21 protein-coding genes are annotated in these 23030 nt (G+C 37.0%); 8 read left to right on the forward strand and 13 right to left on the reverse strand.

What is annotated here, in order from left to right; genetic code table 11:
* Window positions 1-169: 169 nt before the first annotated feature.
* The 4 genes from MT390_RS14745 to yejK all read right to left on the reverse strand — a co-directional run bounded on the left by MT390_RS14745 (window position 170) and on the right by yejK (window position 3363).
* Complete coding sequence (locus MT390_RS14745; RefSeq protein WP_499441924.1) at window positions 170-769, reverse strand: penicillin-binding protein activator LpoB; 600 nt, start codon at window positions 767-769, stop codon at window positions 170-172.
* A gap of 185 nt (window positions 770-954) precedes the next feature.
* Window positions 955-1302 carry an HIT domain-containing protein gene (locus MT390_RS14750; protein WP_166372467.1) on the reverse strand — a complete coding sequence of 116 codons (348 nt, stop codon included), beginning with the start codon at window positions 1300-1302 and terminating at the stop codon, window positions 955-957.
* Window positions 1303-1386: 84 nt separating this feature from the next.
* Window positions 1387-2253, reverse strand: a complete 867-nt coding sequence (locus MT390_RS14755; protein ID WP_166372466.1) for a 6-carboxytetrahydropterin synthase — start codon at window positions 2251-2253, stop codon at window positions 1387-1389.
* Window positions 2254-2286: 33 nt separating this feature from the next.
* On the reverse strand, window positions 2287-3363 hold the full coding sequence (gene yejK, locus MT390_RS14760) for a nucleoid-associated protein YejK (protein WP_299664890.1): 1077 nt from the start codon (window positions 3361-3363) through the stop codon (window positions 2287-2289).
* A 263-nt stretch (window positions 3364-3626) separates the two neighbouring features.
* Here yejK and MT390_RS14765 point away from each other — a divergent pair, with 263 nt between their 5' ends.
* Complete coding sequence (locus MT390_RS14765) at window positions 3627-3851, forward strand: YejL family protein (RefSeq protein ID WP_028867137.1); 225 nt, start codon at window positions 3627-3629, stop codon at window positions 3849-3851.
* Window positions 3852-3856: 5 nt separating this feature from the next.
* Window positions 3857-5662 carry a DUF3413 domain-containing protein gene (locus tag MT390_RS14770; RefSeq protein WP_499441926.1) on the forward strand — a complete coding sequence of 602 codons (1806 nt, stop codon included), beginning with the start codon at window positions 3857-3859 and terminating at the stop codon, window positions 5660-5662.
* Window positions 5663-5781: 119 nt separating this feature from the next.
* Here the strand turns inward: MT390_RS14770 and pncB are convergent, their stop codons facing one another.
* Both pncB and MT390_RS14780 read right to left on the reverse strand, forming a co-directional pair.
* Entirely contained in the window at window positions 5782-7002 is a 1221-nt protein-coding gene (pncB, locus tag MT390_RS14775; protein WP_499441927.1) for a nicotinate phosphoribosyltransferase, read from the reverse strand.
* Window positions 7002-7646, reverse strand: a complete 645-nt coding sequence (locus MT390_RS14780) for an isochorismatase family protein (RefSeq protein ID WP_166372462.1) — start codon at window positions 7644-7646, stop codon at window positions 7002-7004. Before MT390_RS14780 ends, pncB begins: the two co-directional genes overlap by 1 nt.
* 613 nt (window positions 7647-8259) lie before the next feature.
* Between MT390_RS14780 and MT390_RS14785 the strand changes: the two genes are divergently transcribed.
* Both MT390_RS14785 and MT390_RS14790 read left to right on the forward strand, forming a co-directional pair.
* Window positions 8260-9642: a sodium-dependent transporter gene (locus MT390_RS14785; protein WP_166372461.1), complete on the forward strand. Its 1383-nt coding sequence runs from the start codon at window positions 8260-8262 to the stop codon at window positions 9640-9642.
* Between the two features lie 481 nt (window positions 9643-10123).
* Window positions 10124-10420, forward strand: coding sequence for an HlyU family transcriptional regulator (locus MT390_RS14790; protein ID WP_499441929.1), 297 nt, complete (start codon window positions 10124-10126; stop codon window positions 10418-10420).
* 131 nt (window positions 10421-10551) lie between these two features.
* Here the strand turns inward: MT390_RS14790 and MT390_RS14795 are convergent, their stop codons facing one another.
* The gene (locus MT390_RS14795; RefSeq protein ID WP_499441930.1) at window positions 10552-10983 is read right to left on the reverse strand and encodes a MarR family winged helix-turn-helix transcriptional regulator; all 432 of its coding nucleotides are present in this window, start codon (window positions 10981-10983) and stop codon (window positions 10552-10554) included.
* 92 nt (window positions 10984-11075) lie between these two features.
* Here MT390_RS14795 and MT390_RS14800 point away from each other — a divergent pair, with 92 nt between their 5' ends.
* Together MT390_RS14800 and MT390_RS14805 are read left to right on the forward strand one after the other, a co-directional pair.
* Complete coding sequence (locus MT390_RS14800; protein WP_499441932.1) at window positions 11076-11816, forward strand: siderophore-interacting protein; 741 nt, start codon at window positions 11076-11078, stop codon at window positions 11814-11816.
* Between the two features lie 534 nt (window positions 11817-12350).
* The gene (locus tag MT390_RS14805) at window positions 12351-13622 is read left to right on the forward strand and encodes an O-acetylhomoserine aminocarboxypropyltransferase/cysteine synthase family protein (protein WP_182690248.1); all 1272 of its coding nucleotides are present in this window, start codon (window positions 12351-12353) and stop codon (window positions 13620-13622) included.
* Between the two features lie 78 nt (window positions 13623-13700).
* Here MT390_RS14805 and MT390_RS14810 read toward each other — a convergent pair whose 3' ends face one another.
* Complete coding sequence (locus tag MT390_RS14810; RefSeq protein WP_499441934.1) at window positions 13701-14693, reverse strand: YheT family hydrolase; 993 nt, start codon at window positions 14691-14693, stop codon at window positions 13701-13703.
* Window positions 14694-14803: 110 nt separating this feature from the next.
* Between MT390_RS14810 and MT390_RS14815 the strand changes: the two genes are divergently transcribed.
* Both MT390_RS14815 and MT390_RS14820 read left to right on the forward strand, forming a co-directional pair.
* Window positions 14804-15676: a carboxylate/amino acid/amine transporter gene (locus MT390_RS14815; protein ID WP_499441936.1), complete on the forward strand. Its 873-nt coding sequence runs from the start codon at window positions 14804-14806 to the stop codon at window positions 15674-15676.
* 445 nt (window positions 15677-16121) lie between these two features.
* The gene (locus tag MT390_RS14820; protein ID WP_499441937.1) at window positions 16122-16325 is read left to right on the forward strand and encodes a hypothetical protein; all 204 of its coding nucleotides are present in this window, start codon (window positions 16122-16124) and stop codon (window positions 16323-16325) included.
* Between the two features lie 138 nt (window positions 16326-16463).
* On the opposite strand, the gene MT390_RS14825 is transcribed toward MT390_RS14820, so the two are convergent.
* The 5 genes from MT390_RS14825 to MT390_RS14845 form a co-directional block, all read right to left on the reverse strand.
* Window positions 16464-17018 carry a sugar O-acetyltransferase gene (locus MT390_RS14825; RefSeq protein ID WP_499441938.1) on the reverse strand — a complete coding sequence of 185 codons (555 nt, stop codon included), beginning with the start codon at window positions 17016-17018 and terminating at the stop codon, window positions 16464-16466.
* A 401-nt stretch (window positions 17019-17419) separates the two neighbouring features.
* Window positions 17420-18142: a DUF3726 domain-containing protein gene (locus tag MT390_RS14830; protein ID WP_499441939.1), complete on the reverse strand. Its 723-nt coding sequence runs from the start codon at window positions 18140-18142 to the stop codon at window positions 17420-17422.
* Window positions 18139-19881 carry a hypothetical protein gene (locus tag MT390_RS14835; protein WP_499441940.1) on the reverse strand — a complete coding sequence of 581 codons (1743 nt, stop codon included), beginning with the start codon at window positions 19879-19881 and terminating at the stop codon, window positions 18139-18141. Before MT390_RS14835 ends, MT390_RS14830 begins: the two co-directional genes overlap by 4 nt.
* Before the next feature lie 84 nt (window positions 19882-19965).
* Entirely contained in the window at window positions 19966-21558 is a 1593-nt protein-coding gene (locus MT390_RS14840) for a BCCT family transporter (protein WP_499441990.1), read from the reverse strand.
* 358 nt (window positions 21559-21916) lie between these two features.
* A complete protein-coding gene (locus MT390_RS14845; RefSeq protein WP_499441941.1) occupies window positions 21917-22957 on the reverse strand; it encodes a membrane dipeptidase in 1041 nt (346 codons plus the stop codon).
* Window positions 22958-23030: the final 73 nt, after the last annotated feature.

Consider the following 23030-nt stretch of genomic DNA (forward strand, 5'->3'; position numbering starts at 1 on the left):
CACTTTCAAATTAAATAAGCGCTAAGCAGAGCTTAATTAGATATACCCGCTATATTCAAACTATAAAATGAGCAAGATTCAAACTCTGAAATGAACAAATCTAAATATGCACACTTCCTAGCTAAAAAGTTGAATATGTAACGGGTATATAAATGTCGATTGAATATGCTTAACCGCGTAGTTTGCTGTTTTTAACCAGCTTTTTAATTTTCTTCTCACCAATCCACACTTTACGGTTATCTTTAATGCTGATCAACTCTAGATTAACCTGATAGAAACGAATTTGAGTACTTCCATCAACATCGATAATGGTATTGATTTGACCTTGCATCATAAAGTCAGCACCATATTCTTGGCCCATTTCTTTACGTGTTGCTTCAGAAGCATTTAAGTCTTGATCCGCTCGTTCATCACGAATTTCTTGACGATTAGCAGAACTTGCTACAAATTGTACTTCACCTGAATTGATTAACTCACGCTCCATGTTCGCAATAAACGTATTAGTGTTGATATGCTCATGACTTAAGTTTTTTACACGTCCGACGATCACCGCAGGATCTTTACCTTCACTCTTAACAAATTTAGAAATCCAAGCTCGGGATAAAGAGTCTTCGATCATTTCACGTGCAACTAACTGTGAATCAGTATCATTCCATGCACCACTTAAATCAATTTGTTGTTGTGCATCTAAACGCTCAACCGATGTTGAACAAGCTGATAAAATCAAACTTGCCATTATTGCTAACCAAAAACTAGATTGTTTTTTCATCGTAAATTCCACCTAAAAAGAATAATTGAAGATAACTGTAAATATTTGTTAACCATGACATAAAAAATTATCTATTTACAGTAATGTAATTAGATTATCTATCTGTAACAGTATAATGAGCTGCTTTGGCTTCTATGCTCCCCATTAAAATCGAGTACAAAAAGCTAAGAGTAAGCTAATCTATTTTAGCTCACCAATTTTCCCAGAGCTTTGCCACCTAACAAGTGTAAGTGAATATGGTACACTTCCTGTCCACCATCAGCATTACAATTCATAATTAAACGATAACCCGATTCAGCAATACCCTCTTGCTTCGCCAATTGTTTTGCAACGGTATACATTTTACCAATAAGAAACTCATCTTCTATTTCGATATCATTTGCAGTTGCGATCAATTTATTAGGAATGATCAAAATATGTATAGGAGCCTGTGGAGAAATATCGCGAAACGCAGTCACATATTGATCTTGATATAACGTATCAGACGGAATATCTTTATCGATAATTTTTCTAAATATAGTTTCTTCGGCCATCTTAAATCCTTAAAGCGAGTATTGAATTAATTTCTTAACGACAGTTAAATGTTTGCCGTACCATACAATTAAACAGATGAACGATTACAACTCGGCAATCGCACCTTTACCGATCCCTTCATAAGCATAAACAATGACATTGTTTTGCCCTTCTTCTTGTTTGATAGTTTCGCATATAAAGCGAGCTAACTCTTCAACCGTTGTGTCATTATTGAGTACTTCACAGCGACTTGCAGGCATCAACAACTCAAAATACCCCTGTGCAGAATGATAAGCAGAACAATGCATTGGCACCGTTGACTCTGAAGGCGTAAAAGATAGTAACGTAGAGTCTAATAAATCTTCGTCGCTTGCTAAATAAATATCAGACCAACGTTGGGCCCATTTTTTAACCCATAGTTCACTATATTGACCATTAATATAAATATCAATTTTTGAACGATGCCCATGGGCAATACGTTGGCAATTACCATCGTGCTTTTTTAATCCATGCGTATAATGATAATAAGGTGTTGAAATTACTTCTGAACGTAACGTAATGGATAATCCGGTTATATTTTTAGGTAACTTAACTAATAATACTTGCTCTAAATATGCCTCTAATAACGGAATGGTTATGCTTTCAGCATCTAACAAGCAATAAGCTTGGTGCGGGCTTTTTAGCTGAATAACACTATGATCTTCAAGTATATAATCTACTTGAGTGCGATCAGCTTGAATCGATACAGAACAATAATCAGCAGACTGTGGCACCAGTAACTTATGATCTACTTCCGCGTCAATAATTGCTTTGATTTGTTTTTTAACTAGTGAAAAATCTAATAACATAGATTGTTCGTTTAATTGTCCATCTAGAACGACGTCTACTTGATAGCTTTCGCCAACAAAACCACGTCTGTGATCTAGATAGGTAGAATCGATGACCGTTAAATCTCGTACAAATAATTTCATGCTTTAATCACTTTTTTAAATTAACAGTCAACCTTAAAAAGGCGCTTTGCCATCGTCAGATGTTTGTGCAGACTCAGTTTTACTATCAGTCTCGATTAACGCATCGCGTTTAAGTTGTTCACGAAGATTTGGTGGAATACCTTGGATAGTCAATGTATCTGAAGCTTCATCATAGCTGATTGAAGTACCTAAATGTTTTTGGTCGAAGCTGATGTTCATACCGCCGCCTTGGCCAGTGTACTTGGTTAGCTTTCTCATTAATGTTCGGTCAGCAGGAAAGTTCTCTTCTAGTTGATAATCCTCAGTGACAAAATCATAAAAACTACCTTCAAGGCTAGAAGCGCTTTTAAACTCTTCGGATAAACTCGACAGGTCAATATCTTCGCCTTCTTTTAATTGCTCTTTACAATAATTTGAAGTGACTTCACGTACTGTTTGTTTTTGTTCTGTAGGTAAAGCTTGTTTTTCACAAAATTCATCGACCGCTTTTAACAAACCTTGGTTTTGTGCTTTTGCATCAAACCCTTCTTTTGCGCCCATAAAGTCTAAAAAGAAATCGGATACTTTTCTACCCACTCGTCCTTTAATAAATGATATGTAACGATTAGCTTCTGGATCGCGAGCTAATAAAGTGAGGTCAATTCTGGCCACAAGTTGAATTTTACTCGTTTCAATATGCTGACTAACTTGTAGTTCTAAGTTTTCGTTGACGCTAATCGATTGGTTATTTTGTAATAACGCCACCAATAAATAGTCACTAGTTGTCCAACTATACTTAGTAATCAACAACACACCCTCTTCTGCAAAGTCATGCTCTTTTAATTCATTAACCAAACACGTTGCTGCTTGTTGTGAAAAGCTAACAAAGTCTAATTCACCCGATAACTCTTCTTTCAAGGCGCGATGAAATACTTGTGGCTTGTCAGCTTCAGCAGCGAAATAAGCAAATGCTTTATTAGATTTACTTTGATAACCACGGTGTAAGTCCATCACCAGTTGCTCAATAGAAGGGGAAATAGGTAATTCACCTTCGCGCATTTTACAATTTAAAACCCCTTCGCTATTGTAACTAAGCGAATGTAAAATGATGTTAGTAGCAGAAACGTTCATAGATAGAGAGACCTTATTGAAGCAAGTGAACTTAATTGGTAAATTATACACACCACGGCGGATCTTAAAACAGCAAATCGAAGCTTATTGTGCGAATCTAGGTTCGGATTCACTTTCATAATTAACAGACAGATACGCTAAAGAGGATATTATGTTTGGTTAATTATCCGATCAACTTTAAAATTCCAGTCTTTAAGTGATTGGTATAATAATATGAGTGCGGTATCATATCGCAATTATTATCCCTTAATTAGAAGTTTATTATGCCAATTCAATCGAAATACTCTAGCCAAAAAATCGAAACTATTCTTGACCAGGTAATGGAGGTTTTACACGACAATGATGTGTCCGTTGATTTGAGTCTAATGATTCTCGGAAATAGCATTACACATGTTATTAATAGCCAAGTACCAACATCTCAACGTAAAGCCATTAGCGACAAATTTGTAAAAGCATTAAGTGCTTCTATTAATTTGAAAGATAAATAATAACAATGGTAGAAACGGGTCATAAATTCCACGATAACGTAGCCAAGCAAGTAGCTTGGGCGCACTGGTTTACATTTTTCAATATTGTTGCCATCTCTTTAATTAGCCTGCGTTATATCGCCTATTCAGGGTTAGCTGATTCAAGCTTAGGCATTTTTTATCAATTCTTAAGCTTAGTTGGCCATTTCAGTTTCCTTGGGGCGATGGTCTTCGGCATTCTGTTATTTCCGTTAGCTTTTTTAATTTCCCATAATTTGACCTATCGAATAATTTCTATTGTGATCGCAACCACTGCGATCACTTTTTTGATTATTGACACCCAAATTTTTCGGCTTTATGATTTCCATCTAAATCCACTTATTTGGCAATTTTTACAAAAACCGGAACAAGTTGAAGCGATTTATTCAATCAACCTTCACTATATTTCAATACCAATCACATTCTCATTGGAACTGCTTTTTTCCTTTTTATTATGGAAAAAAGTACGAAAAATTCAGTCTAAACACATCGGCAAGCCTATCGCCCTGTTTTTATTCGCGGCTTTTGTGCTCACACATCTTGTTTTTATTTGGGCTGATGCCACGCAATACCGACCAATCACCCATCAAAAGTCACTTTATCCGTTATCCTACCCGATGACTGCACGCACTTTTTTGACTAAACAGGGTTGGTTAAATGAAGACAAATTACAAAAAAATAGTCTGGGTCAAGCAGGAACCAATCAACAACAACTTAATTATCCACTCACGCCGTTAAGCTATGCACAAAAACCAACAATAAATGCCAACAATAACGTGTTGATCATTAATGTAGAGTCTTTGCGTGCTGACATGTTAAACCTTAATAACATGCCTAATTTAGAAGCTTTAAGCGAGCAAGGAATGAATTTTAAAAATCATTTCAGTGGTGCTAATAATAGCCGACAAGGTGTATTCAGTTTGTTTTATGGGCTACCCAATAGTTATTGGAATGCTGTAACTGAAAACCATATCGCTCCTATTTTCATGAATGAAGTGGTGGCGCAACAACGCCCTATTGGACTATTTTCAAGTATTGGATTTGTGCACCCTGAGTTTTTGCAAAGCAGTTTTAGTCAATTGAAAACAACACCTGATGTCTATTACTCAAAAGCAGAAAATAACATTCAAGTAGTTCAGCAATGGGTAAAATGGGCCGCAACTCAACAGGCAGATAAACCTTGGTTTAGCTATGTGTACTTAGAGCAAAAAAATGACCATTTATTTTCTCAAGCTACGCATAGAACAATTCCCGAACAAAGTGAAAACTTGTCTCTATATCAGTCTCAGGTTGCGACCATCGATAACCAGATACAACGTTTAATAGAAACTTTAAAAGAACAAAAACAATACCAAAATACTATTATTGTTATCACTGGGACTCACGGACAATCATTTAAAGGTCAAAATACAAATGATGAGTTAATTAATGGTTCACATGTACCATTAGTCATTATTTGGCCTGATAAAACACCTAAAAACATTTATAGAATGACAAGCCATGTGGATATTATACCGACGTTAATGCAAGATATTTTTGCAGTGAAAAATCCTGCAAATTCTTACAGTAGTGGCCAACATTTATTAGATAACAATGTACGCCAGTATGTATTATCTGGCGATATAGATAATTATATTATTTATGAAACAGATAAAATCACGCAATTCTCAGGAAATGGCGATATTGATAGTATTGACTGGCAAGGTGAAGGTGTTGGTAAAGCGGGTAATGAAAATGAATTTGATATTACCTTACTGATTGACGTGCTATCGAAATTACGTCGCTTTAATTAACACTACGACTGACACTGCAACTAACATTATGACAACAAAAAAGGGCTCAATGCTACTACTTAAAGTAATAGCGTTAAGCCCTTTTTTATTGAATTAATGCTATTTAAAGAAGTAAAAAGCTATTTAGATATTTTTACCGTACTAGGATCAATCCCATATTGACTGGCTAAATATTGTAAATAACCGAGATCTTCACACATACTTTTGCCAGGCTCATCAGAAATTTTAGCAACCGGTTTACCATTAACCGTGATCATTTTGATCACGATACTTAATGGCGTGTTGCCTACATCGTTCATTAAATTCGTACCAATACCAAATGTGACTTTAATGCGCCCTCTGAATCGTTTCCATATTTCGAGCATACGAGGAAAGTCTAAAGAGTCACTAAATACCAGTGTTTTATTTAGTGGTTCAATGTCCATACTTTGGTATAGAGCAATGGCTTTTTCTCCCCATATAAAGGGACAACCACTATCGTGACGAAGGCCATCATATAATTTACCAAAATACGGATCGTCAAAGTCGCGAATAAAAGAATCCATCGAATAACAATCTGTTAATGCAGTACCAAGTCGTCCTCTGTATTCTCTTACCCAACCTTCTAATGCTGCAGTTTGCGCATCCGCCAAGCGGGTTACTGCTTGCCAACTCTGAAACCATTCGTGAGCCATGGTACCGAGCGCGGGTAAACCCAGCATTCTTGCAAAATGAACACTACTTGTTCCGACAAAGGAATCTGGTAATTCAGCTTTCAAGGTTGTTAATACTTCTTCTTGCCAATCTTTACTGGCTCGACGCCGAGTTCCAAAATCTATAAAACTAAAACCACTTAAATCACCTTCGGCTTTAAGCAGCGCAATTTTTGAAGCTAATTTTTCACGAGCGATAAATAGATCGAAACCACTACAATTAATATAAGTGTGTAATTCGCTGATAATAGATAAAGCATAAATTTCAAATAAACTGACGTGTAATAAAGGACCATCAAAACGTAAATTAATATTTTCCCCATCTGAATGTAGGTGTATGAATTTCATATTTAATTTAAAAATACGTAAGAATTCAATATAATCAGGTTTAATAAAAGACAACTTCGCTAGATAATCTAATTCTTCGTCTGTAAAAGATAGCGTACAAATATGCTCTAGTTGCTTTTGAATTTCTGGAATCAAAGGCGTTAAATCTAAGCCTTCCTTATTTCTACATGCAAATTTCCACTGCACATTAACTAGACGGAACTCCGCTGCATGATAAAAAGCCTGCAACATGGTTATTTTATAAAAATCAATATCCATTAAGCTATTAATCAACCAACGATCTATTTTTGTATTACTCATTACAACTCCAGTTCCTGACTATTATTAATCAGTGTTGCACCTGCCATTTGCATTGTTGTACAGGCTATTTTTGTCGATTCACGGTCAACCCCACGGCAAGCCGCTAAATTAACAATCACTTTAAATCCAGCCCTACATAACTGTAACACCGATGTTTTAACACAATAATCAGTCGCAAGCCCCCCAACAATAACCACTTCAACCCCTTGTTGTTGCAACCATTCAATTGCACCAGTGCTTTCAGTTTCAGCAAGGTCTTGATAACAAGCACCATAGGGGTGTTTAAAAGGCTGCTCACCTTTTTTAACTAATAAATCGTACTCAGTTTCATTAGGTAATCCAGGTATTAAACTATTTCCTTTTGTACCAACCACGCAATGCGCTGGCCATTTAATATCTAAACTAGGGTAATCCCCCTCCACCGGCGTCATCACTTGATCAGCAGATTCCGCTATCCAAGGTGCCTGAGCAGGATGGCAATCTTTACTAACTAATCGATAGTCAGCAAACTTAGCTTGAGCATTTAACTCTGGTGCAATTAAATCCCCTTCAACTATCGGTAACTCATCGGGACACAAAGGAGTAAAACCACATTGAGGGTCGATATCAAAACTGGCCGTTTTCGTTTTTACAATTTTGATCATTAAATACTCCTATTTATTTTTTGATGTTTAACAGTGTACGAGCCGAGTAACTGTAATGCTTCATCAAATGACAGCTTTTAGTCACAACTTTTAATTGAAACCTCTGTTGTTAAGGTATTAATTTAAAATCTTGGCGTATTTGATCTATTAAATTTACACAGAAGAACAGCTTGAGAGATTAAGATTAAAAAAGCATTTAGTTTACTCCTGTACACAATGACTGGCAAGGTAGTGGAAATACAGTGTCATGCTATAGCTATGCTCATTAAACTATTTTTTATTTACAAAACACCAATAATTATGATTTAAAAGATTCGAGTCAGCTTTAAACCTGATATATAGAATATTGTTTGCAACACCTTAAAAGTCGATTATTCTGTGCAATATCAATTTCTATAAACCACAGCAATGCTAAGGTATTGCTCATTTCACTGAGTTGCGTGCCATTTTATTGAGCTGAGTATGCTTTCAATAACATAAATTAATTTTTATGATGGTTTATGTAGCCTATAGCCCGAACTTTTATTATTCTTAGGCAATTATTCGCTTAAATTATGTTTTAATACGTTTCTGCTATAAAAATATCTATTTTAATTACATCTCAAGGATTTAAATGAACACTGATACACATGTCTCCAATCGATGGTCAAGTCGATACGCGTACGTTTTAGCTGCAACCGGTGCTGCAGTTGGACTTGGTAATATTTGGAAATTTCCCTACATCATGGGTGAAAATGGTGGTGGTGCATTCGTTTTTGTATACCTTCTATGTATCTTTTTAATCGGTATACCTGTGATGATGGCTGAAGTAGTGATCGGTAAACGTGGTCGTTCAACACCAGCGAATGCTATAGCACATGTTGCTACCGAATCAGGTCATTCCTCTCATTGGTCAATCATTGGCACTATCGGTGTATTAGCGGGTTTCTTAATACTTAGTTTTTACGCAGTAATTGCAGGTTGGGCAGCAGCTTACGTATTTTTTGCTGGCTCAGGCGAGTTCAGTTCTGCGGCTGCAGTACCTGCAACTAATGCAGACGTAATTGGCGCTTTATTTACTGACTTAATTACTAGTGTTTCACAACTGCTTGTTTGGTCTTCATTAACACTTATTGCCGCTGTTTATGTAATTTCAAAAGGTGTAAAAAATGGTTTAGAAACAGCCATTACTTACTTAATGCCATCTTTATTACTACTATTAGTGGGCATTATGCTTTACTCCGCTGTCGTCGGTGATTTTGCATCTGCATTTAGCTTTATGTTCCATATAGACTTTTCTCAGCTTACTATTGAAGGTGCATTAGTTGCATTAGGCCACGCCTTTTTCACTCTAAGCTTAGCAATGGGTATTATGATGATTTATGGTGCTTACCTGCCAAAAGGTGTATCAATTGTAAAAACATCTATTACTATCGCGATTGCCGATACGGTTGTTGCATTAATTGCAGGCTTAGCTATTTACCCAATCGTATTTGCTAATGGTTTAGAGCCAAGTGCAGGACCTGGTTTATTATTCCAATCGCTTCCACTTGCGTTTGGTTCAATGCCATTTGGTGATTTAGTAGGCACACTATTCTTTATCATGATTGTATTTGCAGCCTTTACTTCTGTAATAGCTTTACTTGAATCCCCTACTGCTTACTTAGCTGAACGTCAAAACATGAGTCGTACTAAAGCGGCTATCATTGCAGGTGTAACAGTTTGGCTTTTAAGTCTATTAACTATTTACTCATTTGCAGGCGCAGAATGGACAAAACTATCATTCGGTATGGGCGGAGACATTTTTGAGTTCTTAGATTACATCACGGCGAATATTCTATTACCGCTGGGTGGTATCTTTATCTCAATTTTTGCTGGCTGGGTGATCAAGCCAGAAATTTTGAAAGAAGAGTTCCAAATGTCAGATACAGCTTTCTCGATTGTATTATTGTTACTACGTTTTGTAGCACCAATCGGTATTTTATTAGTATTTGCCAATGCTATCGGTTTATTTTAAACATAAGCTTATTGCGTAAAATAAGCACAATATACTGATTGTTGTGCTTATCATGTATAACAGAATATAAGCAACTCCTTGAGTTGCTTTTTTTTGCTCTCGAAATAGAATATTGGAACGCTTACTTATTTTGATACTTTATCACTACAGGCAATGATCTTAACACTTTAAGTTAAAATGCATTGTATTATGACAATTCCACTAAATAACTGATCGAGCTTAGTTAGCGAATTCAACATTGAAGATCATCACTTCTGGATTATCAATTTTGCAAGCAGAATAAATGTTTGACGCAATATTTAATCACGCACTTAATAGAGTTAGTATTACAGAGAGGTGTTTAGTTTTTTGATAAATAATGGACTTCAAATAAACGAGTAGAACACTGCTATATATGAAGATTATTCAGTTAATCTATCAATTATTTCAAACATAAATACAAGCAATGATGCAACATGAAAGAATTTAAGGAAAATATATAATGGGATTTTTATCAAGTATCACTTCACTTTTTTCAAGCAACACTTCAGAAGCAACAACAACAGCCGAAGAGGCTGCAAGCGTAGCCTATAATGGCTTTATTATTACGCCTGCCCCCATAGCAGAGGGCGGACAATTTCGAGTAGCAGCGACGATCACCAAGGGTGAAGATGAAACATTACAAACGCATCAATTTATACGCTCTGATTTAGTAGGTAGTCGTGACGAATGTATTGAGATCACCATTAGAAAAGCAAAAATGACCGTTGATCAATTGGCAGACTCCCTATTCAATTAACTTATTTCTTCACATTGAAAATTAAAGTTTGAATGTTGAATGTAAATTATAAAAGAATTTCATCGCACCTTTTTAATTAAGATCTTGTTTTATTGAGGAGCTTATTTTATTAAATGAGCTCCTCGTTATCATCACTTAAATAATTTCAAATTATTTGTCATTGTCTCACTCACTTTATTAAACACGCGCAGTTCTTCCTGAGATAACCCTTGTAGCATCTGCTGTTTGATTTTTGCTTGTGCCTCAGAAAGTTGCGTAGCTAGCACTTCTCCATCTTCTGTCAGTGACAGGATCAAGCTACGCTTATCTTCGGGATTTGCTGTTTTAGTGATCCATTTATGCTCAATCATTTCTTTAATCAATCGCGCTATTTGTGATTTATCTTTGTCAAAAAAACACACAATATCGTGCGCGGTACAGGATTCATTTTTTTTAATAAAAGATAAACATTTTACATGCATCGAATTCAACCCAATTTCATTAGCTTTCAGTTCTGAACGCATCGCGAGACGATAGCAATGAACGATATTGAAAACAGCATCTGAACTAAAGTCATTTTTCATAGAGGGCACCTTTAAAGTTAGTTGACATTGTCAACTTAAATACATTATAGTAGACTTTATCAACTAAAGTAGGTTAATTCAAGGAAAACCCTATGCAACCTAAAAAGCCAAATAAGAATAAGCGATTAACGCATGTTTCACAGGTGATTGACCTTTCACCGCATTTACGTCGCATTGTTGTTACAGGTGATAGCCTTAACGATTTTCCGATTGACCAAGAAGGTTCCTATGTCAAAGTTGTAATAGAGAAAGAAGGTGAAGTCGTCATGCGTTCATATACGATTCGACTCTTTGACCAAGAAAAAAATGAACTATCTTTAGACTTTGTCATTAATCGTCATCAAGGTCCAGCGACTGACTGGGCTCAAAATGCGAAAATAGGTGATAGCGTTGGTATTGCAGGCCCAGGCCCAATGAAGATAACAAATTATGATCACCACAGTTATTTACTTGTGGGTGACTTAACCTCAATGAATGCATTAAATGGTTATATTCCAAAGTTCAAAAAAGAAGCCGATATTAAAGCCATTATCGCAGTGCCTAATCGTAAAGACATTATAAAAATGGATTATGATGATTTGCTTAACACACACTGGTTTATCGAGGATGAAGCCACAATAACATTAGAAGAAACGGTACTCGAGGCAGCGAAGAATATGGCAAAAGATAGTCATGTATTCCTAGGATTAGAAGCCAGAAGTATCCGCGCGCTACGTCCTGTTTTACAAGAAGAGATAGGCTTTGATCGCTTAAATATCTTTGCCGTGGGCTATTGGAAAAAAGGGGTTAATGCTGATCGTTTTGGAGCAGAAAAGCGTAATAATCCACTGTAATAAAAAGTTAGTTCACCGAAGACAATTTGATTAAATTAAAATATTAATGAGTTAAATAACAATAGTTTAGTAGTTTTGACTACCGGTCATAGATATTATTTTCCGTTTACTATGACTCATTTAGCTTTCATTATTTAAAATTTAAAATTTAGTATTAAAGAACAAGCACGCCTTTAAATCACAATTTCTAAAGGCTGTTGTTCTTAGATCTTTTTTGCCATCGTGAAACAATTCTCATTGAATAGTGCATATCTGCATAAATTATCCTGCATGCTAAATGATCAAAACTTGCTATAGCTTACAGAAACGACTGCCTTTAATTGCAACATCACTAGTAGCGATTAATATGTTATCTCTGTTTCACTCAAATTGCGTTTATTGTTGTTCATATAAGTTAGCCGATGTACTCGTCACTATTCAGATACAAAAAGTTTAACAAAAAAAAATTCTGTTAATCAACGAGTTAAATTACTTATTGAGTACGATATTCTGCAATATGCTGTGAAATGTTATTAATCATTATTTGGGGTATTTATGAAATTAGAATCACTTGCGTTACACCATGGTTATGAATCAGAAGCGACCACTAGAGCAGCAGCTGTGCCTATCTATCAAACCACTTCTTATACTTTTGATGATACCCAACACGGTGCTGATCTATTTGATTTAAAGGTACCAGGGAATATCTATACGCGCATAATGAACCCAACGACCGATGTATTAGAAAAGCGTGTAGCTGCAATGGAAGGCGGTATCGCGGCACTAGCAGTAGCATCCGGCATGTCAGCCATTACTTATGCTATTCAATGTATCTGTGAAGTTGGCACCAATATCATCAGTACCAGTCAACTTTACGGTGGGACTTACAATCTATTTGCTCATTCATTACCTAAACAAGGCATTGAAACCAGAATGGTTTCTTATGATGACTTTCAAGGGTTTGAAGATGCAATTGATGAAAATACGCGAGCTATCTTCTGTGAATCAATCGGTAATCCGGCCGGTAATATTGTTGATTTGCAAAAGCTAGCCGATATAGCGCATCGCCATGGATTACCATTAATTGTTGATAATACAGTAGCAACACCAGTGCTTTGTCGCCCTTTTGAGTTTGGTGCTGATATTGTAGTGCATTCTCTGACTAAATATATTGGCGGCCATGGTACCTCCATTGGTGGTGCAATCGTCGATTCAGGCAAATTTGACTGGGTTGCTAACAAACAACGTTTTGCCGTATTAAATGAGCCAGATCCTTCTTATCATGATGTGGTTTACACTGAAGCCTTTGGACCAGCTGCTTTTATAGGTCGTTGCCGCGTAGTACCTTTACGTAATACAGGCGCTGCTATCTCACCGATGAACTCATTCCAAATTATGCAGGGGCTAGAAACGCTGTGTTTACGTATGGAGAGACATTGTGAAAATGCAGAGAAACTTGCCACTTATTTAAGTAACCATGAAAAAGTCGCTTGGGTTAATTACGCCGCACTTGAAAGCAGTGCTTATTACCAAACTTGTCAAAAGATTTGTGGTGGTAAAGCTTCCGGTGTATTAAGTTTTGGCATTAAAGGTGGCGCTGAAGCTGGCGGTAAATTTATTGATGCACTACAAATGATTTTACGTCTTGTGAATATCGGCGATGCAAAATCTCTCGCTTGTCACCCTGCATCCACCACTCACCGTCAACTTAATGCTAATGAGCTAAAAGCGGCAGGTGTGAGTGAGGAATTAATCCGTATTTCAGTAGGGATTGAAAACATAGTTGATATCATTGCTGATGTAGAACAAGCATTAGCGAGCGTTTAAGCATTAATTAGCCAATACCCAGACAGTATAGAAATAATCATCACCTTCATTAAGGTGGTGATTATTTAGCTCAAGCAATTACTCAATCGCTTCTTGTTGTTGTTTTACAAGCTCAGAAACTCGGTCACTTGCCCAACTCTCTAGTCGCCAATTCTTAATAAAAGCACAATGCCCCCCTTTCTCTTGCAACTCTATGGTTAACCAAGGCGAGCTAAATAATTCATCCAATTGATCAGCAGGGATCATAGGATCATCTGCCGCAGCAATAATGGTTGTCGCAATCGCCAATTGACTAAGACTCTCACCCAATATTGAATAAGCATCGAAATATGCTTGAAGACTTTTAAATGGCGTATAACCTAATACAAAAAACTCATTCATTTGATCCAATGTTTTTAATTTTTTTAACTTATCGCCGTAATCAAAATGATCGTGATGTTGTAATTTTTTGAATAATGAATTTTTCCATCTTTTTACAAAATATTGCTCATACACAGGAAAACCCGTATTCAGCTTTTGCATCGTTGTTGTAGGATGTAATAATGGGCAAATGGCAATGGCTTGGTGCAAATTAATATGTTCAACCTTAGCGATATTCGCCACGCGTAAACAAAAATTACCGCCAAGCGAATAACCACACAAAACATTATGCCCCCCTCCAAATCGCTCGCAGAGATATTTAACAGCTTCCACTACTTCTTGCAAACGTGTTGAATTAGACAAATCTTTATTGAGGGACTGCGTACCACCATGATCGCGAAAATTTAAACGGAAAACATCATAACCATCATTTAATAATTTTTGACCATTGGAGAGTACATATAAAGACTCTGAGCACCCTTCCCAGCCATGTAAAATAATGGCGAGGCCTTTGCTAGTAACCTTAGTATGACTTTTTGTTAGAAAGCCCAGTAGTTTTACACCTTGAGGTGTTGTGATCACATGTCGTTCAGCCGTTTTTAATAATACAGAAGCACGTCTTTTCTCTAATAGCTTTCTCGGCCCAGTGCTGGACAAAATAGATTGTAAATGCTGATTGCTAAGCCCTTTGGCTGGTTTAAATTGACTCAATTTTTTTACCCATATATTTTCACAATAAAAGCGATATACATAAACAGATTTACCCTGATCACAGAAATCAGTAAACTAGCCGACATTATATTCAAATGGAATTGTTATTCATGCCAATACTTATTGCCGTCACCTTTTTATGGGCTTTTTCTTTTAGTTTAATTGGCGTTTACCTAGCCGGACAAGTCGATGCATGGTTTTCAGTGCTAATGCGAGTTGCGTTAGCGACAATAGTTTTTTTACCGTTTTTAAAACTACAACAAATCAGCATAAAAGTCGCGTTACAATTGATGGTCTGCGGTGCATTCCAACTCGGCATTATGTATGGCTTCTATTATCAATCTTTTTTATACCTTTCAGTCCCGGAAGTTTTACTGTTTACCGTAATGACCCCAATTTATATTACGCTACTGAATGACTTATTAGATCGAAGATTCAATGTCGGTTTTATTATTAGCGCATTATTAGCGGTTATTGGCGCGATTGCTATTCGTTATGAGGGTATTGATCAAGGATTCTTGAAAGGGTTATTAATAGTGCAAGGTGCCAATTTATGTTTTGCAACGGGGCAAGTTGGCTACAAACGTATTATTGCAAAAGAGCGTGAAGATTTGCCACAACGTACAGTCTTTGGATGGTTTTTCATTGGCGCATTAACCGTCGTGATCCCTTGTTATTTAGTACTTGGCGATCCCGATAAATTACCGACAACCACCCTACAATGGTCAATTTTGTTTTACTTAGGTATCGTCGCTTCTGGAATAGGTTACTTTGCTTGGAACAAAGGGGCAACGATGGTTAATATCGGTACATTAGCGGTGGCTAATAATTTATTAATTCCAGCAGGAATTATTGTCAATGTGTTATTTTGGAACCGAGATGCTGATATTTTAAGATTATCCATAGGTGCTGGCATTATCTTATTAGCATTGGCAGTCAATGATAAATTTAATCAGAAAATTCATAAATCTAAAGTAGAATGAATAATAGAATAGGTAAGAAGCATAACTAATAAAAAGGGTTAACCATCTCACGGACTATTTTATAAATGCTCACCATAAAAATAGTCCAACACCTCATTTTTCATGCCTACTCTCATAACTCGATAAAGTTAATAGATGAAAATTTGAAAATGTTTATTGCATAGACCAAACAACTGTATGTAATTCAAACGAATTTCGCCTATTAATGAACCACATTATTCAGCTATTACTCTACAACCTTCATTTAAATCAAATACATATCATATATCTATCTCTTTACAGGTTGATATATTGATCTATGATAACTTTCTTTAGTACACTCCTTTGCAAAAAATAATGCTTGTAACTCACTGTTTTAAAATATTAGTTGTTCTAAAAAACGAGCTGCTTTAAAAGACGAGTTTTGCATTAGATTGAATGTTTAAAGCATAACAAAGGTTTTGATATGAATAATATGAAGTTGTTTTATTTGGTTTTAGTGATCACAGGGTTATTTTGTACCGTGGTAGAAACGCTCACTTCACTACAACATAAATCACCTTCTTTGTTTTTACCTGTTGCGATTCTACTGTTTTTTACGGGGATCATTGGCGTATTTAATATTAAGCGAGAAGAGAAAAAAGCAAGGGTCGTTAAATCTGCAAAATAACAGCATCTGAATCGGAATACCTGCTCAAAATCAAAATAACCGACTCAAAATAACAACGTCAACAATCAGAATAGCTATCTTAAAAAATAACGATCAGGTGTCAGCTCAGCGACACCTTGTTTTGCTAATGGGTAAAACTCACGGTATTGTTTTGATTACTTTAGCGGGATTACCACCAATCACAACATTGTCAGGAAAAGACTTTGTTACTACAGCTCCTGACGCAACTACTACATTATGACCTAATGTTACACCTGGATTTATTGTCGCGTGCCCGCCTATCCAGCAGTTATCACCAATCTTTATTGGCTTTGCAAACTCGATTCCACTTACTCGCTCGATAGGGTCAATAGGATGACAAGCAGTATAAATACCGACTTGTGGTCCAAGCATGCAATTGTCACCAATAATAACTTCCGCACAATCCAATATCACACAGGCAAAATTAGCATAAAAATTTTCACCCACTTTAATGTTTTGACCATAATCACAATTAAAATGTGGCTCTATAGCAATGTTTTTACCCGTACGTCCAAATAACCCTTTTAGCAGTCTTTCTCTTTCTGCTTTTTGGTCTCGATTAGTCGCATTATATTTAGCGGTAACCTCCCTCACATTGGCACGAATCTGTGACAAGTTCTGATCACTTGGGTCATAAACTTCACCCGCCAGCATTTTATTTAGTTCATTCATTTTAATGTCCAACTTATGTTCGAAACGTATTATCTAATACTTATGCAGAAACTTATTTATACATTCCCTAGATTTGTTTAATAAACTCACGTCCTAGATTCTCACAATAAGTGCAATGTATCAGGATGTTGAATATAAACTATTTATTTCATCTTACATTAACCGTGAATTTAATAAGTCATTTAATTTCAAATAGGCGATGGTTTTAGCGATCAGTATAATAATGGTTATACATTATTTATGTTTTAGGTCGGTTTTTTTCTGTAGTTTTAAGTAAAAGTATATTAAGAAGTGACGTTAATTAAATAGCTGATAAACATTGAGCCTATACAGCTTTTCTTTTTACATCTTATAACCTTTGTTTCCCGTACCTTTACAATCAAAAAGGGACGGGAAAAATGCTATTCCCCCGCTCCTCTGATCGATTGCTCGCTGTTCTCAACAAGTATCGCAGTAGCGGTGTTTTTCAATAGCTCCCACTCGAGATCTTCAACAAAAACCCCTTTATTCCAAGCAGTATTTTGAACTCCACTGAGGTTTTTAGCATCTATATGCTTGCTATAACCCGAGGATAAATTGGCGATATCAAAATCATTAACCGATAGTTCAATGGTCATATCGTTTAACCCATTAACCTCTCGTTGCAGCATTTCTGCTAAAAATAACTCAGGTAACACACAACCTCTGTTCAAAATGTATAGGGTGTGTTTAGGGCTACTTCCATTATCCCATTGTGCTTTACAAGCAATACCTTTACCGGCCAACATCAATAATTCACTATAGGCCAACCAGCGATTGTGGCAGTTTTTTAACGACAGTTTTAAATGCTTATTAGCAATCATTTGTTCAAGTGCATAATCAATAATCACCGGTAAATGGCAAGCGACACTACTGCCATGCAGATCGGCTATTAAATGCCCATCAGTGACCTTAATATCAACGGGTTCATCTCTCTCTAAAGAGATAAACTGAGTAGCATTATTAAAATGCTTTACCCCATGCAAACCCACCATTTGTAGATCAGCCACCATATTTGCAATCAAATCAGCTTCACCACACACACGTCGCATACCCAGGAAAGCCTTATTCGTCACTGTAATTAATTCATTGTGTGTAACAATCATTTACTGCTCTCCTGTACTGCAATTATTGATTTATCTACTGCCGCATCTGTACTTTTATCAACGACTGCTTGCTGAGGTAACACTGGGAATAACCACTCACCATCATGGATCTCATTCAACAAAGGTGCACCTTGAAAGAAGCTAACCCTTACCCAACGATCTGAACGGGGGTCAAATTTAGTCGCCCCAAAAAAAGATAACTTACAGCGTAATAAATGCATTGGTAACGATTGTTTATGCAGCACATTCATTTGAATATCGCCCATTACTTTATTACCTAATGTCCATACTCGACGTGCAATGGCTCTATATTGTGGCTTTTGTAATAGAAACTCAGCCAAGGACATTTCTGGAGAGTAAGCTAATAAAGCATAATATAAACGATATACCTGACGACCAATGTCTAGCGGTAATTCTCGCTCCTCACCTATCTCTTCACCGCGAATACCTAAACGTGGTTCTTCCTTATCCTGCGAGCGATACCAAAACCAATAATTGTTTTCTGATTTGCTAAAATCAGTTTCAATAGCCCAGCGGTATTTGTCATTTAACAGTAATAATAAATCGTTAACTTTTTTACCCTTTGCAAGGTTTAAACTTTCATGTGTATTGACTTGATCTTGAAAGGCATCAACTAATTCTGGATAAATTTCCATTAAACAAGAAATTAAGATTTCTTGTGTTTCTACACTTAAGTCTTCAGTTGCATTCAGCAAGTCACGCCAAGTGTTACTGGCAGAAATTAAATCTTTTAATTGACCGTTAAAACGCTGTAACTCATTAACTGAACAATGATTTAACTGATCTTGATTTTGATTCTGCGTATTCACTTGTTGTAAATGACACACCGCTTTATTAAGTAAAAATAGCAATGCTTGATGCTTTTCAGAACCCGCAGGACAGTCTAGTACTAATGTTAATGCCGCTTCACGATTAGACATCCATTGGTCAACAATACAGGGATGATTAATTAAATAAGGTGCCATGCCTAAACCAGTCGCATTGCCCACACCAAGATAACGTTTTAGGTCATTACTTAAAGGAGACGCTTTTTCACCACCCTTCTGCTTTGCTAGGTAATCAATCCAATCTAAACTGAATTCACGTAACAAATATACCGCGCACATTTGAGCACTAAAGGATTGTTTAAAATCAGGGTTGTTCTCTAATATTTTAAAATCAGCAATACCAAATTTACCATTACCGTAAACAGCCGTAGTACGAAGAATATACCCCACATCAACCAGTTCATCGGAGGTCGGTTGCTTACCCTGAGCTAAATGAGAAACAATATGTTCAAACACACGCACACTTTTATTTGCTCTTGCTAATACCAGTACATTAGTTGGATTTCTACCAGCTTCTTGTAAAGGTACATTGGCTTGCAACTGAGCTAATAACTGTTCTGATACGTCTCCATAAACAAGCGCAAAGGTAACGTCCCATTTTTCAGCGATAACACGATCATTACGTTCATCGTCTTCTATTTCATTACAAAAAACGACTAGATGATAAACATGATTAGGTGTCTTAAGTTTATAAATAACATGCCCAAAACCCTGTGGCGATAGTTGCCAGAGATCCTTAGTGACTTGCCATTTCTGTTGTGCCATTTTACGAATTAAAGTACGAACAAAGCTTATTCTATTGGAATGCATAGCACCCAATCTTTGTGGTGCCATAACAACTTCTGGACGACGCATATTGACGTCATTATTTGTTAAACGATGTGCTTCCATACTGCTCACCACCTTTCAGTGTTAATGGTTTATATTTGGGCGCGATTTTAGCGCCCTTCTTGCTTAAATTCTTTATTACGACCTTTAGAAACCCTGTTCTTTTGCCATTTTCATCGCAATTTGAGGTGCATTCCACAAAGATGGTAATAAGATAATCGACACTGGCACAGCAGTTATAATGATGAAGGACTGCAGTGCAGATATTCCCCCTGACCCGATAGATATTAAGATCAATGCAGTCAAGCCCATCATTGCTCCCCAAAATATACGGATCATTGCATTTGGTTCAGTTTCGCCACTGATCACAACACTGATGGTATAGGTCATCGAGTCGCCGGTGGTGACAATGAAAATAGTAGTTAATATCAAAAATAGAATCGAGATCAGCATCGGAAACGGTAGTTGAGTCGTTACAGCTAATAAAGCGCCCGGTAAGTTAAAGCCCTCAAATGCTTTACTCACACTACCAGGTTCTGCTATTTCAAATGCTAACCCTGAACCACCCACTACGGTGAACCAAAAACATGTCACCAACGGCGCTATAATACTGATCGTGCACACTAGCTGACGAATACTTCTGCCGCGAGAGATACGGGCAATGAATATCGCCATCATTGGGCCATAACCCAGGAACCATCCCCAAAAGAATACAGTCCACCAGCTTAGCCAACCTTCATCACCACGGAATGTTGCCATCGGAATAAAGTTATTAACTAGACCACCAACGCCTTGAATATAACCATTGATGATAAAATTGGTTGGACCAAAAATTAAAATATAAATCATTAACGCAGAAGCTAAGATCACGTTATAACGGCTTAACATTTGCATTCCACGGTTGAGACCACTTAATGCAGATAACGTATATAAAACAATGGCAAACATGATAATTACAAGCTGAGTTGTAAAACCATCAGGGATCTCAAACAATACGTTTAATGCATAGCTAACTTGTAAGCCTAGGAAGCCAATAGGCCCAATAGTGCCGGCGGCAACGGCGACGATACAACACGCATCAATCAATGCACCGGTATGGCCTTTCAGTGCTCGATCACCAAGTACAGGATAAAGCAGAATACGTGGTTTTAATGGTAAGCCTTTATTGTAATGCAGGTGCATCACAACAATAGACGTTAAACTTCCGACGATAGCCCAAGCAAGGAATCCCCAGTGCATAAATGATTGTGATAATGCATTAAACGCCATTTGTTGCACATCTTCTGACGCCCCATAGATAGGAGGAGGACTAACAAAATGAGCAATTGGCTCTGCAGCCGCCCAAAAAACACCACCACCGGCCAACAAAGTACAAAAGATAATTGCCATCCAACGGAAACCGTCCATTTCAGGTTTATCAATACCACCCAAAATAACTTTACCGGTACGACCAGCGGCTAAAGCAAGACCAATTAAAAAAGTCAGTAACAACAACACTTGCCAATAAGGACCAAATACATTAACTGCCCATGAAAACCCCGTGTTGACTACACTGGCCAACAGTTCGCCATCGTATAAAGCCAGTAATACAAACAAACAAATAAAACCGCCGCTGTACCAAAAAGTAGGATTACCTAACGCTAACTTGGCAGCCGTCGAGCTATTATCTTTGTTCGAACTTGCATCGGATTGTTGCTTCCCATCAGCTAATTTATTACTTGCAACAAGCGAATTATCGATACCTGTAACTTTCATAGTATTAGTTAAATCAGTCATATCTGACTCCTAAAAAGTTTGTCTTGCTAATTTATTAATTAAGCCGTCTATTTGTGCACAAAACAAAACTATCGATTAAAGTCACTAATTGTTCTAAATCTTTGTTCTAAAGCTAGAATAGAGAGTTAAAATTATTAATTAGTTACGATAAATAGCTTCACTCAAATCGCTTTTACAAGCGTATGGACAGTTAATTTGTAAACTTGCTTTCACTGCATGCATCAAAGGAGAAACACAATTGGTCACTATCTTCAGGGGGCACTTTTGAAATACACCAGATGCCCAATTGCTCATCACCATTGATACATACTTTATTTACCACCTAAGCAATAATTTTATATTGAGAAGATGACTCCATGTGTGGGGTACTTTGTTGTGAGATTGGTGTAAGTCCTTTTTCTAAGAAGTTGCACCAATTACCACCAAGTATTAACCCAGCCTCAGATTCTTTGAACCCATGACTTATTAATCCGTTATAAATATTTTCCATACCAGCACTACCGCAGAACCAAGGTAACGAATCAGGCCACCCGGCATTACCAGCAGAACCTTCACCGTAATCCATGTCTTTTGACCAACGTCCATTTCGCATCCATTGCAATACACTTTGTGGTTGATTTAGACATAAATCACTGCCGATGCTTAAGTGCTCAACCCCGACCATATCCGCTGTTTTGGCGACCATTTGGCAAAATTGTTGCAATGTACATTGGCTGCCATTTGGTAAATGGAAGGGATACAAACTAAAACCTAACAAACCACCATTTTCAGCTAATGCTTTAATCACGGTATCTGACTTGTTACGTAAAGCATCGTAAGCAAAACTAGGGTTTGCATGACTAATGCAAATCGGACGAGAAGATAGTTCAATCGCTTCCAGCGTAGAACGCTCCGCACTGTGTGACATATCAATAATCATTCCAACACGATTCATCTCTTCTATCGCTTGTTTCCCAAAGCGCGTAATGCCTGTATCGTTCTTCTCATAACATCCCGTCGCCAATAAACTTTGGTTGTTATAAGTAAGTTGCATAATCAGCAAACCTTGTTGGCGCATTACTTCAATCAAACCTATCTCATCATCAATAGAGGAGCAGTTTTGCGCGCCAAAGAAGATACCGACCTTGCCCTGAGCCTTGGCAGCTTTAATGTCTGCCAAAGAGTGGATCGGCATAATTAAATCTGCATTTTGCTCAAACCGTAAATTCCACTCAGCAAAACGACTTAAGGTTTCGCGTGCATTTTCGTGATAAACCAAAGTAGCGTGTACCGCTGTGATACCACTTGCTTGAAGCGTTTGAAAATACTCTCTGCTCCAATTGCAATACTGCAATCCATCAATCACAATTTGTTTTTGATACATAATATTTCCTTACTTTCACTCTTTGTTAATTTGAACTGAGCACTAATCCGTTGTTCAGCTATATCTAACTGAC

The organism is Vibrio sp. 2-Bac 85 (genome assembly GCF_037546705.1).
Taxonomy (GTDB): domain Bacteria; phylum Pseudomonadota; class Gammaproteobacteria; order Enterobacterales; family Psychromonadaceae; genus Psychromonas.

What these genes read in the sequence shown, in the direction of transcription:
- MT390_RS14745 (WP_499441924.1), bottom strand. Translation starts at nt 769, where the DNA reads ATGAAAAAACAATCTAGTTTTTGGTTAGCAATAATGGCAAGTTTGATT.
- MT390_RS14750 (WP_166372467.1), bottom strand. Translation starts at nt 1,302, where the DNA reads ATGGCCGAAGAAACTATATTTAGAAAAATTATCGATAAAGATATTCCG.
- MT390_RS14755 (WP_166372466.1), bottom strand. Translation starts at nt 2,253, where the DNA reads ATGAAATTATTTGTACGAGATTTAACGGTCATCGATTCTACCTATCTA.
- yejK (WP_299664890.1), bottom strand. Translation starts at nt 3,363, where the DNA reads ATGAACGTTTCTGCTACTAACATCATTTTACATTCGCTTAGTTACAAT.
- MT390_RS14765 (WP_028867137.1), top strand. Translation starts at nt 3,627, where the DNA reads ATGCCAATTCAATCGAAATACTCTAGCCAAAAAATCGAAACTATTCTT.
- MT390_RS14770 (WP_499441926.1), top strand. Translation starts at nt 3,857, where the DNA reads ATGGTAGAAACGGGTCATAAATTCCACGATAACGTAGCCAAGCAAGTA.
- pncB (WP_499441927.1), bottom strand. Translation starts at nt 7,002, where the DNA reads ATGAGTAATACAAAAATAGATCGTTGGTTGATTAATAGCTTAATGGAT.
- MT390_RS14780 (WP_166372462.1), bottom strand. Translation starts at nt 7,646, where the DNA reads ATGATCAAAATTGTAAAAACGAAAACGGCCAGTTTTGATATCGACCCT.
- MT390_RS14785 (WP_166372461.1), top strand. Translation starts at nt 8,260, where the DNA reads ATGAACACTGATACACATGTCTCCAATCGATGGTCAAGTCGATACGCG.
- MT390_RS14790 (WP_499441929.1), top strand. Translation starts at nt 10,124, where the DNA reads ATGGGATTTTTATCAAGTATCACTTCACTTTTTTCAAGCAACACTTCA.
- MT390_RS14795 (WP_499441930.1), bottom strand. Translation starts at nt 10,983, where the DNA reads ATGAAAAATGACTTTAGTTCAGATGCTGTTTTCAATATCGTTCATTGC.
- MT390_RS14800 (WP_499441932.1), top strand. Translation starts at nt 11,076, where the DNA reads ATGCAACCTAAAAAGCCAAATAAGAATAAGCGATTAACGCATGTTTCA.
- MT390_RS14805 (WP_182690248.1), top strand. Translation starts at nt 12,351, where the DNA reads ATGAAATTAGAATCACTTGCGTTACACCATGGTTATGAATCAGAAGCG.
- MT390_RS14815 (WP_499441936.1), top strand. Translation starts at nt 14,804, where the DNA reads ATGCCAATACTTATTGCCGTCACCTTTTTATGGGCTTTTTCTTTTAGT.
- MT390_RS14820 (WP_499441937.1), top strand. Translation starts at nt 16,122, where the DNA reads ATGAATAATATGAAGTTGTTTTATTTGGTTTTAGTGATCACAGGGTTA.
- MT390_RS14825 (WP_499441938.1), bottom strand. Translation starts at nt 17,018, where the DNA reads ATGAATGAACTAAATAAAATGCTGGCGGGTGAAGTTTATGACCCAAGT.
- MT390_RS14830 (WP_499441939.1), bottom strand. Translation starts at nt 18,142, where the DNA reads ATGATTGTTACACACAATGAATTAATTACAGTGACGAATAAGGCTTTC.
- MT390_RS14835 (WP_499441940.1), bottom strand. Translation starts at nt 19,881, where the DNA reads ATGGAAGCACATCGTTTAACAAATAATGACGTCAATATGCGTCGTCCA.
- MT390_RS14845 (WP_499441941.1), bottom strand. Translation starts at nt 22,957, where the DNA reads ATGTATCAAAAACAAATTGTGATTGATGGATTGCAGTATTGCAATTGG.